The sequence below is a fragment of the uncultured Bradyrhizobium sp. genome, from assembly GCF_936943645.1.
In the GTDB taxonomy this organism is placed as follows: Bacteria; Pseudomonadota; Alphaproteobacteria; order Rhizobiales; family Xanthobacteraceae; genus Bradyrhizobium.
In genome coordinates this window covers 1-15,925 of the sequence record NZ_CAKZJO010000096.1, presented here as the reverse complement: position 1 = coordinate 15,925, position 15,925 = coordinate 1, and the positions used below count along the sequence as shown (strand labels likewise).

Below are 15,925 nucleotides of genomic sequence, written 5' to 3'. Positions count from 1 at the left end.
TTCCGGCCTCTCCCCGCAAGCGGGGAGAGGCGAAGTAAGGGTCAACTCAATTTGATGTCCCACACCCCGTCCTTGCGGCAGGCGGCGACTTCCTCGCGCAGGAGGGCTGTGACGGCCAGCGAGGCCGTCGAGACCGGGCGGTCGATCGGAGAAGCGAAAATGAGCTCGCGCGACATCGGCTTCGAGACGACTGCGGTCTCCAGCCGTCCGTCCGTGACCTCGCCGTGGACCGAGGACGGCGGCAGCAGCGCGAAGCCGAGCCCCTCCTCGACCAGGCTGGTCAGCACGCGGAACGAATCCGCCTCGAGCTGGACGTTGAGCTTGATCCTGCGCTGGGCCGCCGCATGCTCGATCAGCGCGCGGAGACCGTGCGAGTGAGAGGGCAGCACCAGCCGTTGCCGCAGCAGCCAGCCGATGTCGACGCTCTTCTTGCGGGCAAGGCCGCAGCCGCGCGGACCGACCGCGACGATGTTGTCACGCCCGAGGCTCTGCACGTTGAGATGCAGATCGGCGGAGCGGCCATAGAGGATGGCGAGGTCCATCTCGCCGCGGTGCAGCCACTCGACCAGATGGCCGCTATAGCTCTCGACGATGCGCAGCGAGATGCCGGGAAATTTTTCGACGCAGCGCCGCGCAAACCGCGCCGACAGCACGCAGCTCACGGTCGGAACCAGGCCAAGCACGACCTGTCCGGACGGCGGTCCCTGGGACGACTGGATGTCGTCGCGGATCTGGTCGATCTGCCGCACGATGCCGGAGGTGCGCGCGAGCAGAAGCCGCCCGGCCTCGGTCAGCACCATGCCGCGGCCGTTGCGGGTGAAGAGCTCGGTGCGCAGTTCGTGTTCCAGCAGCTTGATCTGCCTGGAAAGCGCCGGCTGCGCCACGCGCAACGTGTCGGAGGCCTTGGACAGGCTGCCGAGCTCCGCCACGCAACTGAAGGTCCTGAGCTGACGGAAATCCATGCTTGCCAATCCTGGAAGGCTACTCCATACGCTATAACAAATGAGCATAGGGGGCTGGCGTTGTTTTCACAACGCCTGAGGATCGGCCGGCGTTATCTTAACTGCCGCTGAGAACTGGAAACGCTATGAGTGAAGAACACCACACCGAAGATTACGCCGACATCCGCGACGCCGTCGCCAAGCTGTGCGCGCAGTTCCCCGGCGAATACTGGCGCAAGCTCGATCGGGAGATGGCCTACCCCAAGGCCTTCGTCGATGCGCTGACGCAGGCCGGCTATCTCTCGGTGCTGATCCCCGAGGAATATGGCGGCGCGGGACTGAAGCTGTCGGCCGCAGCGGCGATCCTGGAAGAGATCCAGCGCGCCGGCTGCAACGGTGGCGGCTGCCACGCCCAGATGTACACGATGGGCACGGTGCTCAGGCACGGCAATGCCGAGCAGAAGGCAAAATACCTGCCGAAGATCGCCAGCGGCGAACTGCGCCTACAGGCCTTCGGCGTCACCGAGCCGACCAGCGGCACCGACACCTCCTCGCTGAAGACCTTCGCGCGCAAGGAAGGCAACGACAGCTACATCGTCAACGGCCAGAAGATCTGGACCAGCCGCGCCGAGCATTCCGACCTGATGGTGCTGCTGGCGCGCACCACGCCGAAGGAGCAGGCCAAGAAGCGCACCGACGGTTTGTCGGTCTTCATCGTCGACATGCGCGAGGCCAAAGGTAAAGGTCTGGAGATCCGACCGATCCGCACCATGATGAACCACGCGACCACCGAAGTGTTCTTTACCGACATGAGAGTGCCGGCGGAGAATTTGATCGGCGAGGAGGGCAAGGGTTTTCGCTACATCCTCTCCGGCATGAATGCCGAGCGTATCCTGATCGCGGCCGAATGCGTCGGCGATGCCAAATGGTTCATCGCCAAGGCCACCAACTACGCCAAGGAGCGCAGCGTGTTCGGCCGTCCGATCGGCCAGAACCAGGGCATTCAGTTCCCGATCGCGAAAGCCTACGCCTCGATGCGCGCGGCCGAGCTGATGGTGAAGGAAGCCACGCGCAAATACGAGGCCGGGCTCGACTGCGGCGCCGAGGCCAACATGGCCAAGATGCTGGCGGCGGATGCATCCTGGGAAGCGGCGAATGCCTGCATCCAGACCCATGGCGGTTTCGGCTTTGCCGAGGAATACGACGTCGAGCGCAAATTCCGCGAGACGCGGCTCTACCAGGTCGCACCGATCTCGACCAACCTCGTGCTGTCCTTCGTCGCCGAGCATGTGCTCGGCATGCCGCGTTCGTACTGAGGTCAGGCCATGGGAGCACTTGACGGGATCAAGGTGATTGCGGTCGAGCAGGCGGTCGCGGCGCCGTTCTGCTCCTCGCGGCTGGCGGATGCCGGCGCGGAGGTGATCAAGATCGAGCGGCCGGAAGGCGATTTCGCCCGCGGCTATGACGCGGCGGCCAAGGGCCAGAGCAGCTACTTTGTGTGGCTCAACCGCGGCAAGCAGTCCGCGGTGGTCGATCTCACGACCAACGAAGGTCGCGCCGAGCTGGAGAAGCTGATCGCGAGCGCCGACGTGCTGATCCAGAACCTCAAGCCGGGCTCGATGGACAAGCTCGGCTTTTCCCGCGAGCGGCTGATGAAAGACTATCCAAAGCTGATCTCGTGCACCATCACCGGCTATGGCGACGAAGGGCCTTACGCGCACCGCAAGGCCTATGACCTCCTGATCCAGGCCGAGAGCGGCCTTGCCTCGATCACCGGCAATCCCGATGGCGCCTCGCGCGTCGGGATGTCGATCGTGGACGTCGCGACCGGCGCCACCGCGCATGCGGCGATCCTGGAAGCGCTGATCGGGCGCGGACGCACCGGAAAGGGCGCCGACATCCGCATCTCCATGTTCGACGTGATGGCGGACTGGTGCACGGTGCCGCTGCTCAACTCCGAGGCCGGCAATCCACCGAAGCGCATGGGCCTGCGCCACCCCTCGATCGCGCCCTATGGCGTGTTCACCTCCAAGGACGGCAAGGACATCCTGATCTCGATCCAGAGCGAACGCGAATGGAAGACGCTGTGCATGAAGGTGCTGGATCAGCCGGATCTGCCTGCCGATCCCCGCGTCGCCAACATGGTCGAGCGCGTGCGCAACCGCGACTTCACCGACACGACGGTGGCGAACATCTTCGGCAAGATGACGCGCGATGAGCTGTTGAAGCGGCTGTCGGACGCCGACATCGCCTTTGCCGAGGTCAACACCATGGCCGACCTCACCAACCATCCGCATCTGCGCCGCATCGAGGTCGACACGCCGAACGGACGTGTCAGCTATCCCGCGCCGGCGCCGATCATCGTCGGCGAGACCCGCGCCTACGGCGCGGTGCCGGCGATCGGCGAAAAGCCCCAAGCCAAGAAGTAACAAGAGCGAGGCGTCATGACCGAGAAGCTCGACATCGACCACTTGCGGCAATGGATCGGCCGCACCACGGAGGCCACCGACATCGTCACCGCGCAGCTTGTCATGGGACTGCGCGCGACGCTGTTCCAGGAGGTCGGCGAGCCCAGAAAGGGCGACGCCGCGCCGTTCACGGTGCACTGGTGCCTGGCGCAGCCGGTATTTCCGATGTCGATGCTCGGGCCCGACGGCCATCCGACCCGCGGCGGCTTCCTGCCGCCGGTGCCGCTGCCGCGCCGGATGTGGGCCGGCGGCGAGATCGAGTTCCTGCAGCCGCTGCAGGTCGGCGATGAATCGACGCGGACCTCGCGCATCGCCGACGTGCAGGTGAAAACCGGCTCGACCGGCACGCTGTGCTTCGTCTCGGTCGAGCACAGCATCTCCTCGCCGCGCGGCACCGCCATCCGCGAGCGGCAGGACATCGTCTATCGCGAGATGACCAGCAACGCGCCGGCGTCGGCCAAGGCCCCGCCTCCGCCGCCGAAGGCGCAGCACCGCGAGACCCATGTCTCCGATCCCGTGCTTCTGTTCCGCTATTCCGCGCTGACCTTCAACGGCCACCGCATCCATTACGACCGCGACTACGTCACCAAGGTCGAGGGCTATCCCGGCCTGATCTTCCACGGACCCCTGCAGGCCGCGCTGATCATCGAGCTCGCTGCCAAGCTGCACGGCGGCAAGGCGCCCAAGAAGTTTTCCTATCGCGGTTTGCAGCCGCTGTTCGAGGGCACGGAGTTCTCGGTGAATGCCAACGAGCTGGAGGCGGGCATGGAGCTGTGGACCGCGAACGCCGAGGGGCAGCCGACGATGAAGGGCACCGCGGTGTGGTAATGGTCTCTCCCCGTCATTGCGAGGAGCTCTTGCGACGAAGCAATCCAGACTATCACCGCTGAGGCAGTCTGGATTGCTTCGCTTCGCTCGCAATGACGGCTGGGGTTGATACGGGCGATAAACAACAGGGACGGAAACCATGGCCAAGAACGGCAAGACCGGCAGCAAGTCCGTCACCGTCAAGCAGGCGACGCTCGACCTCTTGCGCGCCTTCGGGATCGACAGGGTCTTTGGCAATCCCGGCTCGACCGAGCTGCCGTTCCTCTCCGACTGGCCCGACGACATCGACTACGTGCTGGCGCTGCAGGAGGCTTCCGCGGTCGGCATGGCCGACGGCTATGCGCAGGCCACCCGCAATGCCGGCTTCGTCAACCTGCATTCGGCGGCCGGTGTCGGCAATGCGCTCGGCAATATCTACACCGCGCATCGCAACCAGACGCCGCTCGTGATCACCGCCGGACAACAGGCGCGCTCGATCCTGCCCTTGCAGGCGTTCCTCTATGCCGAGCGCGCCTCGGAATTTCCGCGGCCTTACGTCAAGTACAGCGTCGAGCCGGCGCGGCCCGAGGACGTGCCGGCCGCGATCGCGCGCGCCTATTACACCGCGATGCAGCCGCCGTGCGGGCCGACCTTCGTCTCGATCCCGATCGACGACTGGGCGCATGCCTGTGCGCCGGTGGAAGCGCGCAAGGTCAGCCGCGAGATCGGCCCCGAGCCTGACGCAATGAAGGCCCTGGTTGCCGCACTCGGCGCTGCAAAGCACCCTGCCCTCGTCGTCGGCCCCGGCATCGATCGCGCCGGCGCGGTGGACCTGATGGTACGCGTCGCCGAGAAGGCCAAGGCCAGCGTCTGGGTCAGCCCGTTCTCGGCGCGCTGCTCGTTCCCCGAGCGGCATCCGCAGTTCGCGGGCTTCCTGCATGCCTCACCGGCCCAGCTCTCCGATGCGCTGCGCGAGCACGATCTCGTCGTCGTCATCGGCGCGCCGGTGTTCACCTTCCACGTCGAAGGCCATGCCGCGATCTTCGATGGCGGCGCGACCATCTTCCAGATCACCGACGATGCGGACGCCGCCGCGGTGACGCCATCAGGCACCAGCATCATCGCCACCATGAAGCCGGCGCTGAGCCTGCTGCTCGAGCTGCTGCCCGAGAGCAAGCGCGCCACGCCGAAGGGCCGCACACTGCCGCCGGCGCCGCAGGCCGCCGATCCGCTGCCGGTCGAATTCCTGCTGCATTCGCTGTCACAGGCGATGCCCGACGGCGCTTCCTTGGTCGAGGAAGTGCCCTCGCACCGGCCGGCGATGCAAAAATTCCTGCCGATGCGCGGCCAGGATTCGTTCTACACCATGGCGAGCGGCGGCCTCGGCTATTCGCTGCCCGCCGCGGTCGGCATGGCGCTCGGCAAGCCGAAGCAGCGCACGGTGTGCCTGATCGGCGACGGCTCGGCGATGTATTCGATCCAGGCGCTGTGGACCGCAGCGCAACGCAAGCTGCCGCTCACCATCGTCGTCATCAACAATTCCGGCTATGGCGCGATGCGCTCGTTCAGCCAGGTGATGCAGGTGCGCAACGTGCCGGGACTGGAGCTGCCCGGGATCGATTTCGTCCGGCTCGCCGAAGGCATGGGCTGCCACGCGGTGCGGGTGACGAAGGCCGCGGAGCTCGGCGAAGCGCTGAAGCGCGGCATGGCGCATGAGGGCACCAGCCTGGTCGAAGTCGTCGTGGATTCAGCGGTGCCGGTGCTTTACGGGCAGAAGCATTAGGGCTGTCGTACCCGCGAACGCGGGGACCCATACCGTGTGATCCATCGATAAGCGCTGGTGTCAGTACCGCGCGCATTGACACGACCAGTCTTCGCCAAACTGCTCCCTGGGGTTATGGGTCCCCGCGTTCGCGGGGACGACACGGAGTATGTGGCGCCACCACGCCCTACGACGCCAAAAATCCCCCGTCCGCCGCAAGCACGTGCCCGACCACGTAGGATGATGCGTCCGACGACAGCCACACCACGGCCTCCGCCACCTCCTCCGGGCTACCCATTCGCCGCAGCGGCAATCCAGCGCTGACCGTTGCGACATCGCCGACGCCGGCGCGCAGCATCATGTCGGTGACGACGCGGCCGGGGGCGATGGCGTTGATGCGGATGCCGCGCGGGGCGTTCTCCATCGCCGCCGAGCGCGTCAGCGAGATCGCGGCGGCCTTCGAGGCCGAATAGAGCGAGAAGCCGGGATTGGGATTGCGCATGCCGCTGACCGAAGCGTTGACGACGATGCTGCCGCGCCCCTGCGCGAGCATCACAGGCAATTGGTGGCGCAGGCACAGGAACAGCGCGCGCACGTTGGTGTCGAACACGCTGTCGTAGATGTCCGTGCCCTGCTCTTCCAGCGGCGCGCGGCGCTCCTGGAAGCCGGCATTGTTGAAGGCGACGTCGAGCCGGCCGCAGCGCGCGACGGCGGTGGCGACGAGCCGCGCGACCTCGTCCTCGCGGGTAATGTCTGTCTGGCACGCGATCGCCTCCGTGCCGAGCGCGCGGCACGAATCGGCGGTCGCCTCGATCTCGGCCTCGCGCCGGCCGGCGACCAGAATCGCCTCGGCGCCTTCGGACGCCATCCGCAGCGCGGTGGCGCGGCCAATGCCGCTGCCGCCGCCGGTGACCAGGCAGACCTTGCTCCTCATCCGCATCGCCGCCGGCAAAGCTTCGCTCATGGTCCACTCCAAAACGCTTGCGCGCGCCGTTGCGCGCATATAGTTGTATGATACAACTATATGCCGGGAGTCAAGATGGCCGAGCTTGCATTGATCGACGACATCCGCGCGGCCTCGCGCCTGATGGTGCGCGAGCTCGGCTTCATGGATGCGACGGTGGCGGCCTCGGACTACCCGCCGTCGGCCGTGCACACGATTCTGGAGCTCGGCATCCGCGGTCCGATGACCTCGGGCGAGCTCGGCGATTTCCTGCGGCTGGAAAAATCCAGCGTCAGCCGCCTGGTGCGCAAGCTGATCGATTGCGGCGAGCTGAAGGAGACGCCGGATGACAACGATGCGCGCAGCAAAAGGCTGTCGCTGACCGCAAAGGGCCGCCGCACGCTGGAGGCGCTGCACGCCTTCGGCCGGCAGCAGGTGCGCGGCGCGCTGGCGGCGCTGACGGAGACCGAGCAGCGCAAGGTGCGCGAGGGGATGATGCTCTATGCACGGGCGTTGCGGGCGAGCCGGGTGGAGCCTGAGGCGGTAGCCTAATTACAGGTGTCGTCCCTGCGCACGCAGGGACCCATACCGCGTGATCTATCGATAGGCGCCGGGGCAGTACCGAATAACTCCCAGTCTCCGCCAAACCTCTCCCTGTGGTTATGGGTCCCTGCGTGCGCAGGGACGACAGCGAGGATTTGGTACAAGTGCGCCTTAGGCGGGACCGCGCTACTTCCCAAACTCTTCCCGCATCTTCGCCTGGATCTTGGCCATGCCGCCGAGCCAACGGTCGTAGTTCTCGGTCTTCTTGCGCATGTAGCCGAGCACTTGCGGATGCGGCAGGATCAGGAAGGTTTCCTGCTCGAGGCCGGCGAGCACGTCTTTCGCCACCTGCTCCGGCGTGAGATCGCCGTCGCCGGATTGCGGGCCCTTGGGGATCGAGCGCAGCATGTTGGTGTCGACGCCCTGCGGGCAGAGGATCGAGACCTTGATGTTGTGGGCTTTGTGCGAGATCGCGAGGTTCTCGGCAAAGCCGACCGCGGCATGCTTGGTGGTCGAATAGGCCGGACTGCCGACCTGCGACAACAGGCCCGCGGCCGAGATCGTGTTGAGGAAATAGCCGCCGCCGCGCGCCTTCATGCGCGGGATCAGATGCCGCGCCGCGTAGACATGGGCCATGACGTGGATCGCCCAGCTGCGCTGCCACGGCTCATCCGAAGCGCCGCCGGCGTTCACCGACATCGGATCGAAGCCGCCGCCGATGCCGGCGTTTGAACAAAACAGACCAATGGGCCCGAACTGGCGCTCGGTCTCCTCAATGACGTGCGAGATGTCCTTTTCCTGCGCAACGTCGCATTTGAAGGCCGCGCCATCCACCATGGCGGCGACCGCCCGCGCATTGGCGGCGTCCATGTCCGCGACGACGACCTTGGCCGCGCCTGCGGCGTGAAAGGCCTCGCACAGCGCCTTGCCGATGCCGTTTGCGCCGCCCGTGACGACCACGACCTTGCCGGTCACCTGCATGCGACGTCTCCTCTATCTTACACCGCTTTGGACCGCGCTGCTTATGCCGCTGCGCGGAACCTGCTCAGCTCAACACGAGGTCGAGCACCGCGGTATAATGGCACGCCGCGCCGGCCAAGACAAAGCCGTGCCAGATCGCATTCTGGAAACGCAGCCGCCGCCAGGCGTGGAAGATCACGCCGAAGCTGTAGAGCAGTCCGCCGGCCAGGATGAAGCCGAGCACCAGCGCCGGCAGCGCCTGGACCACGGCGTCGTAGAGCATCACGCCGCTCCAGCCCATGGCGAGGTAGATGCCGACCGAGACACGATCGAACCGGCCGGGGCAGCAAAGCTTGAGCACGATGCCGAGGATCGCAACGCACCAGACGCCGGCGAGCAGCACCAGCGCGAATACGCTGTCCTTCACCTCGAGGATGAACGGCGTGTAGGTCGCGGCGATCAGCAGATAGATCGCCGAATGGTCGAACCGCCGCAGCAGCCATTTGGCCGGCGACACCGGCCAGAGATTATAGGTCGCCGACAGCACCAGCATCGAGAGCAGTCCGGCGACGTAGATCGAGACGCCGACGATGTTGGTGGCGTCGGCATAGATCGCCGTCAGCACCACCAGCACGGTCGCGGCAACGATGCCGGAGAGGACGCCGATCGCGTGGATGATACCATCGGCGATCAGCTCGGCGCGGTCGTAGTTCCAGCCGATCACATCGGCTGCGGCGTGGACGGAGGTCGATGCGAACTCTTTCAGTTGGAAGACGGTCATGGCAATCCGCAAAATGAGATAATGCCCTTCTCTATGGGTCTTTCAGGACCGGCGCGTCGTTCAAACGGCTGATTTCCTTGCAAAGGCGGTGGAAGTATGGAGCTTGATTTTCCTCACGCAATTGCCACTTTTGTGAACGGTCACACATCCAGCCCGCCCCAGCTCCATTAACGTTCATATGGCATTCAGTTTCCAGGATATGGTCGAAGAAGCGCGGCTGTCCGCGCAGGCGCTGATCGACTATGGCGAGCACTTCTTCAACCCGACGGTGCGGTTAGGCGTTACCGGCCTGTCACGGGCCGGCAAGACCGTGTTCATCACCGCGCTGATCCACGGCCTCACCCGCGGCGGCCGCTTTCCGGTGTTCGACGCCTACGCCTCGGGCCGGATCGCGCGGGCGCATCTCGCGCCGCAGCCCGACGATGCCGTGCCGCGCTTTGCCTATGAGAGCCATCTGCGCGCGCTGGTCGAGGAACGGCGCTGGCCGAATTCGACCGTCGACATCAGCGAGCTCAGGCTCGTCATCGACTATCAGCGCCCGAACGGCGCCGACCGCACACTGACGCTCGACATCGTCGACTATCCCGGCGAATGGCTGCTCGACCTGCCGCTGCTGCAGAAGAGCTTCGAGCAATGGTCGGCGGAGAGCCTTGCGCTGTCGCGCGAGTCGCCGCGCGCGCATCTTGCGAGCGAATGGCACGCCCATCTCGCAACGCTCAAGCCCGAGGCGCGTGAGGACGAGCAGGCGACGCTGACGGCCGCGAAGCTCTTCACCGACTATCTGCGCGCCTGCCGCGACGAGCGCTTCGCGATGAGCCTGTTGCCGCCCGGCCGCTTCCTGATGCCCGGCAATCTCGCAGGCTCGCCCGCGCTGACCTTTGCGCCGCTCGACGTGCCGGTTGGCGGGCAGGCACTGGATGGATCGCTGTGGGCGATGATGGTGCGCCGCTTCGAGGCCTACAAGGACGTCGTGGTGCGGCCGTTCTTCAGGGATCATTTCGCCCGGCTCGATCGCCAGATCGTGCTGGCTGATGCGCTCGCCGCGTTCAACTCCGGCCCCGAGGCGCTGCACGACCTCGAAGCCGCGCTGGCCGGCATTCTCGACTGCTTCAACATCGGCCGCAGCACGATCCTGTCCAGCCTGTTCCGCCCGCGCATCGACCGCATTCTGTTTGCCGCGACCAAGGCGGACCACCTGCACCATTCCAGCCACGACCGGCTCGAAGCCGTGCTGCGCCGCGCCGTCTCCGGCGCAGTCGCGCGCGCGGAAAATACCGGCGCAGCCATCGACGTGGTGGCGCTGGCCGCGGTGCGCGCCACGCGGGAAGCGCAGGTCGCGCACGGCCGCGACAAACTGCCGTCGATCCTGGGAACACCCGCCGCGGGCGAGAGCGCCGGCGGCGAGTTCTTCGACGGCAACACGGAAGTGGCGACCTTTCCGGGCGATCTGCCGCTCGATCCAGAGCCGCTGTTCAACGGCAAGGGCGCGTTTGAGGGCCTCTCGACCCAGGCCGCCGAGAAGAGCGACTTCCGCTTCCTGCGCTTCCGTCCGCCCAGGCTCGAGCGCGAGGGAACGAACGAGCCGGCCTTGCCTCACATCCGCCTCGACCGTGCCTTGCAGTTCCTGATCGGAGACAAGCTCGCATGAACGACCGATCGAAGCCACGGCGGCCGGCGACCTTCCGGCTCGACGATCCCGGCGTCGTCGTCACCGAGGCCGACGAAACCAGCCGGCTCGGCCGCGCCACCATCCAGATCACGCCGGAGCACGATCCGCAGGCGCTGCCGGTGCCGATCGCAGCCGCCCTTCCCGCGCGGCGCAGATTTCCCTGGGGCACGCTGTTCTGGTCGGGGCTCGGCGGGCTGACGCTGCTCGGCACCGGGCTCGGCGTTATCAGGCTGATCGAGGATCTGTTCGCGCGCAGCGAAACGCTTGGCTTCGTCGGCGTCGCCTTCGCTGCCGTCACCGCGCTGGCGCTCGCAGTCGTAATTGGGCGTGAAGCCTTTGGCCTCGCGCGCCTCGCGACCATCGAGAAGCTGCATGCGCGCGCGGCGGCCGTGCTCGCCAGCGACGACCGCAAGGAAAGCCGCGTCATTGTGCAGGACCTCCTCGAGATCGCGCACCAGAACCCGCAGCTCGCGCGCGCCCGCGCCGCGCTGGAGAGCCACACCGGCGAGATCATCGACGGCGCCGACATGATCCGGCTCGCCGAGCGCGAATTGATGTCGCCGCTCGATGCCGAGGCGCGGCGTCTGGTGTCCTCCGCCGCGCAAAAAGTTTCGATCGTCACGGCGGTGAGCCCGCGCGCAGCGATCGACGTGCTGTTCGTGTTCGTCGCGGCGCTGCGCCTGATCCGCCAGCTCGCTTTTCTCTATGGCGGCCGCCCCGGCGCGCTCGGCATGATCCGCCTGCTCCGCCACGTCATCGCCCATCTCGCCATCACCGGCGGCATGGCCGCGAGCGACAGCCTGGTGCAGCAGATGCTCGGCCACGGCATCGCGGCCGGGCTGTCGCAACGATTGGGTGAAGGCGTGCTGAACGGATTGCTGACGGCGCGGCTCGGATTGGCGGCGATCGACGTCACACGGCCGCTGCCGTTCGCAGCATTGCCGCCGCCGAAACTCTCGGACCTCGCGACGGATCTGCTGCGGAAGAAGGACGGGGAGGAGTAGTGAGCCGCTCTTACTTACCCTCCCCCTCCAGGCAGGGCTATCGCATATGGGAAAAAGCAAAGCGCTGTCGACACTTGTAAAGCACACGTTCGAGAAGTGTCGCTCCAGCTTCGCGGTTCGATTCCGTTTTGTTCTCGATCCGATTCCGCTGCTTGGCAGCCTCGCGCAAGCACATTGCCGGCTAAGCTCCGGAAGAGACTCGGGATTTCCACATGCGATAGCCCTGCCCCTCCAGGGGAGGGTGAAGGGACGCCGTGCTAGCCGAAGAAGCGCTTTTCAAATTCACCCGCCAGCACCTTCCACTGGAACAGCGGCGAGTCCTTCGGCGGCGACAGCTCGGGCGTCCAATCGGTGAGCTTCTCGATCACATAGGTATCCGAGCGAACGCCGCGCCAGCTTCGTTCGACCTCGCCGAGCGGCTCGCGCTTCGCCGGAATGTTCTCCCACAGCGACGAACGATCGTCCGGCTCGCGCCCGATATAGATGCCGGCGTGTCCCATGATCCTGTCCATGCCGGGATCGGCAAAGTCCTGGAAGCGGCCGCGCTCGTTGAGCTCGATGACGGGCACGCGGCCGCGGAACAGCCAGCGCATCATGGCGTAGGTGCGGTAATCCGTGGTGGCGATCCAGGTCGCGCCGGTCTCATCGAGGGCGGCCTGCGCCCGCGCGGCGACCTGCTCATAGCCAGCCTCGGCGCCGATCGGATCGATCCTGCCAAGCAGATTGAAGGGCGCAGCGACATAATAGAGGAAAACGATGACGACGAAGGCGAGGCCCGAGCCGACCGCTGTCCTGGCCCAGAACACCGACGATCTCAGCATGCGCGCCGACCAATCCTCCTTCATCATGGCCGCGAGGTTGACCGCGGCCGCGGCAAAGCCGACCGGCCACATGAACATCGGCCAGGTGTCGCCGACCCGGAGCGTCATCGACTTGAAGAGAAAGTAGGCGAACGGCACCAGCACCGCGGTCGACAAGAGAATTCCGACAGGCTCGCGCGTGCGGTAGCCGCGCCATGCCGACAGCACGAGGCCGGTCAGCACCACCGGCAGCATGACGAAGCCGACCAGGCCGAATTGCAGGCCGATGTAATCGCCGAGGGTGCGCAACGAGATGCCGTAATTGGCGGTGGCGCGAACGCCCTGGAAGCGGAACGAGGCCCAGTCGTGCTGCGCGTTCCAGATCAGCACCGGCGAGAACGCCGCAATCGTTACCAGCACCGCGAGATAAGGATACGGACTGCGCAGCCAGCGCCAGCGCCAATCCGGCACCAGCAGGAAGGCGGCAACTGCGGGGGCGAACATGATCGCGGTGAATTTCGACAGCATCGAAAGACCGGCGAACAGCCCGGCCGCCAGCCACCAGCGCCCGTCGCCGCCCTGCGCTATCAGCACCAGCGACCACATCATCGCGACCGCAAACGGGATCATCGCGACATCGGGCGCGACCTTGGCCATCAGCAGGCCGTAATAGAGCGCAGCTTCCGGCATCAGCACCGCGAGCACGACCGCGCGGACATCATGGGTGAGGCGGCGGACGATGTCGGCCAGCAGCAGCTGCGTCACCAGCATCGCGACGATGCCACCGAGGCGCACCCCGAGCGTGGTGTCGCCGAGGATCGCGGTTCCCAGGCGGATCAACCAGGCGATAGCAGGGGGATGATCGAGGAAGCTCAGCGCGCCCTCCTTCGACCAGGTCCAGTAATAGGCCTCGTCGGTGCGCAGCTCGATCGCGGAGGCATAGACGATGCGCAGCAGCGTCATCGCGGCGATGACGGCCACGGCGACACGGATGAGACGGCGTTCAGCGCCGTCTGGCTTCACGGAGATATCGGGAGCGATCGTCACGGCCGCGCTTTTCGCCAACCTGGGAGGGGGAGTCAATGCGGGGAGTGGCACCGCAAACACCGCTGTCGTCCCGGGCAAGCGTCAGCGCAGACCCGGGACCCATAACCACAGGGAGGGGTTTGGCGATGACCCGGAGTTGCCGGCTCGCCCATCACCACTCCCTGTGGCTATGGGTCCCGGATCGGCGCGCGCCTGAGGGCGCGCTTGTCCGGGACGACAGCTGGGGTTGCCGCGCATGTGATCTCGCAACCTGTCCACATCGGGAATTAACCGCTAGGCTGGCTGTTCTCCCTAGTGAACTGATACAAGCAGATCATGGCCACCGCTCCTGCACAGATGTCCGAACTCGTCCGCGCGACCAGCGTGCGGCAGGTGCGGTTGGTCTGCGGCCTGATCCTGTTCTCCTATGTGATCAGCCATTTCCTCAACCATGCGCTCGGCAATATCTCGGTCGAGGCCATGGAGGCCGGCGTCTACTACCACACACTGTTCTGGCAGTTCCTCCCCGTCGCGATCGTGTTCTACACCGCCGCACTCACCCATATGGGGCTCGGCATCTACGCGCTGTATCAGCGCCGCCAGTTCCGCTGGCGGACGATCGAGCCGCTGCAGCTCGTGCTGGGCCTCAGCATCCCCGCACTGGTCATGGCGCACGTGGTCGGGGTGCGGCTCGGCTATACGCTCTACGGTCACCAGAAGCTCTATCCGCAGGAGCTCTATCTGTTCTTCGTCGCCTCGCCCGGCCGGCTGTGGCAGATGACGATTCTGCTGATCATTGCCTGGGTGCACGGCTGCATCGGCATCTTCTTCTGGCTGCGCCTCAAGCCGTTTTTCGTGCGTGCCGCGCCCTATCTGCTCGCTGCCGCCGTGCTGGTCCCGACGCTATCGCTGCTCGGCATCTACCAGGGCGGTCGGAACGTCGCATTCGAAGCCGATGACGGCGAATGGCGCACGCACAATCTCACCCGCCGTCAGGTCGGCACCACAGCCGAGGCCGCGACGCTCGATCGCATCACCGGCGCTTTCACCGTCACCTATTTCGGGCTGCTGGGTCTGGCGCTGGCGGCGCGCGGCGTGCGGGCCTGGCGCGAGCGGCGTGGCGGCATGATTGCGCTGTCCTACGGTAACGGCAGGACGGTGCGCGTTCCTAAGGGCCTCTCGGTGCTGGAAGCAAGCCTGCGGCACAATCTGCCCCATGCCAGCGTCTGCGGCGGCCGCGCCCGCTGCTCCACCTGCCGCATCCGAGTCATCGGCGATCACGCCGTCCTGCCCGAGCCGTCGCAGCGCGAGGCCTTCGTACTCACCCGCGTCGGCACCAACGATCCCTCGATCCGGCTGGCCTGCCAGTTGCGGCCGACCTCCGACCTCTCCTTCTTCCAGCTCTTCACGCCGCAAACGACCGCGCATGCCTCGGCGCCGGCGAGCATCGGCCAGGAGCGCTATCTCGTCAGCCTGTTCGTGGACATGCGCGGCTCGACACAGCTCGCCGAGAAGCGGCTGCCGTTCGACACCGTCTTCATCGTCAACCGCTTCCTCGGCGCGGTGTCGCAGGCCGTGATCGAGAATGGCGGCCAGCCGAACCAGTTCGTCGGCGACGGCATGCTGGCGTTGTTCGGGCTCACGGCCGATCCGCAGACCGCGTGCCGGCAGGCGCTGAAGGCGGCCAGCGGCATCGCCACCCATATCGACGAGTTGAACCAGCTCCTGAGCCACGATCTTCGCCAGCCGATCCGCTTCGGCATCGGCATTCATGGCGGCGAGGTCATCATCGGCGACATCGGCTATCGCGATCACATCGTCTTCACGGCGCTGGGCGATGCCGTCAACGTCGCCGCCCGCCTTCAGGACATGACCAAGACGCTTGGCTGCGAGTCGATCGTCTCGGACGAGATCCGCCGCACCGCGGGCCTTTCCGACGATACGCTGCCGCAGCAGGAAGTCGCGATCCGCGGCCGCGACGAACCGATGGCCGTGCGCGTGGTGGCGGACGCGCGGGAACTGGCGGCGCTGGTCGATCGCAGCGAGCGCGTCGCGGCGTGATCCTTCACCTCTCCCCGCTTGCGGGGAGAGGTCGGAATATGCACGTAGCGCGTATTCCGGGTGAGGGGGTACAGGTCCCGCGGCAGTCGCACGGGTGGAGAGAGGCCCCTTGTATCTGCATGGCCATGATTTGTGCGATGGAAGCGACTTAGCGCCTTGG

13 protein-coding genes are annotated in these 15,925 nt (G+C 66.1%); 8 read left to right on the top strand and 5 right to left on the bottom strand.

Annotated features, from left to right (window positions below):
• Positions 1–41: 41 nt before the first annotated feature.
• Entirely contained in the window at positions 42–962 is a 921-nt protein-coding gene (locus Q0743_RS28075) for a LysR substrate-binding domain-containing protein (RefSeq protein ID WP_298244715.1), read from the bottom strand.
• A 125-nt stretch (positions 963–1,087) separates the two neighbouring features.
• Here Q0743_RS28075 and Q0743_RS28070 point away from each other — a divergent pair, with 125 nt between their 5' ends.
• From Q0743_RS28070 to mdlC, 4 genes are all read left to right on the top strand, one after another.
• Positions 1,088–2,257: an acyl-CoA dehydrogenase family protein gene (locus Q0743_RS28070; RefSeq protein WP_298244714.1), complete on the top strand. Its 1,170-nt coding sequence runs from the start codon at positions 1,088–1,090 to the stop codon at positions 2,255–2,257.
• 9 nt (positions 2,258–2,266) lie between these two features.
• Entirely contained in the window at positions 2,267–3,370 is a 1,104-nt protein-coding gene (locus tag Q0743_RS28065; protein WP_298244713.1) for a CaiB/BaiF CoA-transferase family protein, read from the top strand.
• Between the two features lie 15 nt (positions 3,371–3,385).
• Positions 3,386–4,237: a MaoC family dehydratase N-terminal domain-containing protein gene (locus Q0743_RS28060; protein ID WP_298244712.1), complete on the top strand. Its 852-nt coding sequence runs from the start codon at positions 3,386–3,388 to the stop codon at positions 4,235–4,237.
• Positions 4,238–4,376: 139 nt separating this feature from the next.
• Positions 4,377–5,999, top strand: coding sequence for a benzoylformate decarboxylase (gene mdlC, locus Q0743_RS28055; RefSeq protein WP_298244711.1), 1,623 nt, complete (start codon positions 4,377–4,379; stop codon positions 5,997–5,999).
• Positions 6,000–6,165: 166 nt separating this feature from the next.
• Here mdlC and Q0743_RS28050 read toward each other — a convergent pair whose 3' ends face one another.
• The gene (locus Q0743_RS28050) at positions 6,166–6,942 is read right to left on the bottom strand and encodes an SDR family NAD(P)-dependent oxidoreductase (protein ID WP_298244710.1); all 777 of its coding nucleotides are present in this window, start codon (positions 6,940–6,942) and stop codon (positions 6,166–6,168) included.
• A gap of 75 nt (positions 6,943–7,017) precedes the next feature.
• On the opposite strand from Q0743_RS28050, the gene Q0743_RS28045 reads away from it, so the two are divergent.
• Positions 7,018–7,473 carry a MarR family winged helix-turn-helix transcriptional regulator gene (locus Q0743_RS28045; protein ID WP_298244709.1) on the top strand — a complete coding sequence of 152 codons (456 nt, stop codon included), beginning with the start codon at positions 7,018–7,020 and terminating at the stop codon, positions 7,471–7,473.
• Positions 7,474–7,650: 177 nt separating this feature from the next.
• Here Q0743_RS28045 and Q0743_RS28040 read toward each other — a convergent pair whose 3' ends face one another.
• Together Q0743_RS28040 and Q0743_RS28035 are read right to left on the bottom strand one after the other, a co-directional pair.
• Positions 7,651–8,445, bottom strand: a complete 795-nt coding sequence (locus Q0743_RS28040; protein WP_298244708.1) for an SDR family oxidoreductase — start codon at positions 8,443–8,445, stop codon at positions 7,651–7,653.
• Between the two features lie 64 nt (positions 8,446–8,509).
• The gene (locus tag Q0743_RS28035) at positions 8,510–9,205 is read right to left on the bottom strand and encodes a hemolysin III family protein (protein WP_298244707.1); all 696 of its coding nucleotides are present in this window, start codon (positions 9,203–9,205) and stop codon (positions 8,510–8,512) included.
• Positions 9,206–9,383: 178 nt separating this feature from the next.
• Here Q0743_RS28035 and Q0743_RS28030 point away from each other — a divergent pair, with 178 nt between their 5' ends.
• A complete protein-coding gene (locus tag Q0743_RS28030) occupies positions 9,384–10,853 on the top strand; it encodes a YcjX family protein (RefSeq protein ID WP_298244706.1) in 1,470 nt (489 codons plus the stop codon).
• Positions 10,850–11,878, top strand: a complete 1,029-nt coding sequence (locus tag Q0743_RS28025; protein WP_298244705.1) for a YcjF family protein — start codon at positions 10,850–10,852, stop codon at positions 11,876–11,878. Before Q0743_RS28030 ends, Q0743_RS28025 begins: the two co-directional genes overlap by 4 nt.
• Before the next feature lie 257 nt (positions 11,879–12,135).
• Here the strand turns inward: Q0743_RS28025 and Q0743_RS28020 are convergent, their stop codons facing one another.
• On the bottom strand, positions 12,136–13,641 hold the full coding sequence (locus Q0743_RS28020; RefSeq protein WP_298244716.1) for a glycosyltransferase family 39 protein: 1,506 nt from the start codon (positions 13,639–13,641) through the stop codon (positions 12,136–12,138).
• A gap of 399 nt (positions 13,642–14,040) precedes the next feature.
• On the opposite strand from Q0743_RS28020, the gene Q0743_RS28015 reads away from it, so the two are divergent.
• Entirely contained in the window at positions 14,041–15,765 is a 1,725-nt protein-coding gene (locus tag Q0743_RS28015) for an adenylate/guanylate cyclase domain-containing protein (RefSeq protein ID WP_298244704.1), read from the top strand.
• Positions 15,766–15,925 lie beyond the last annotated feature (160 nt).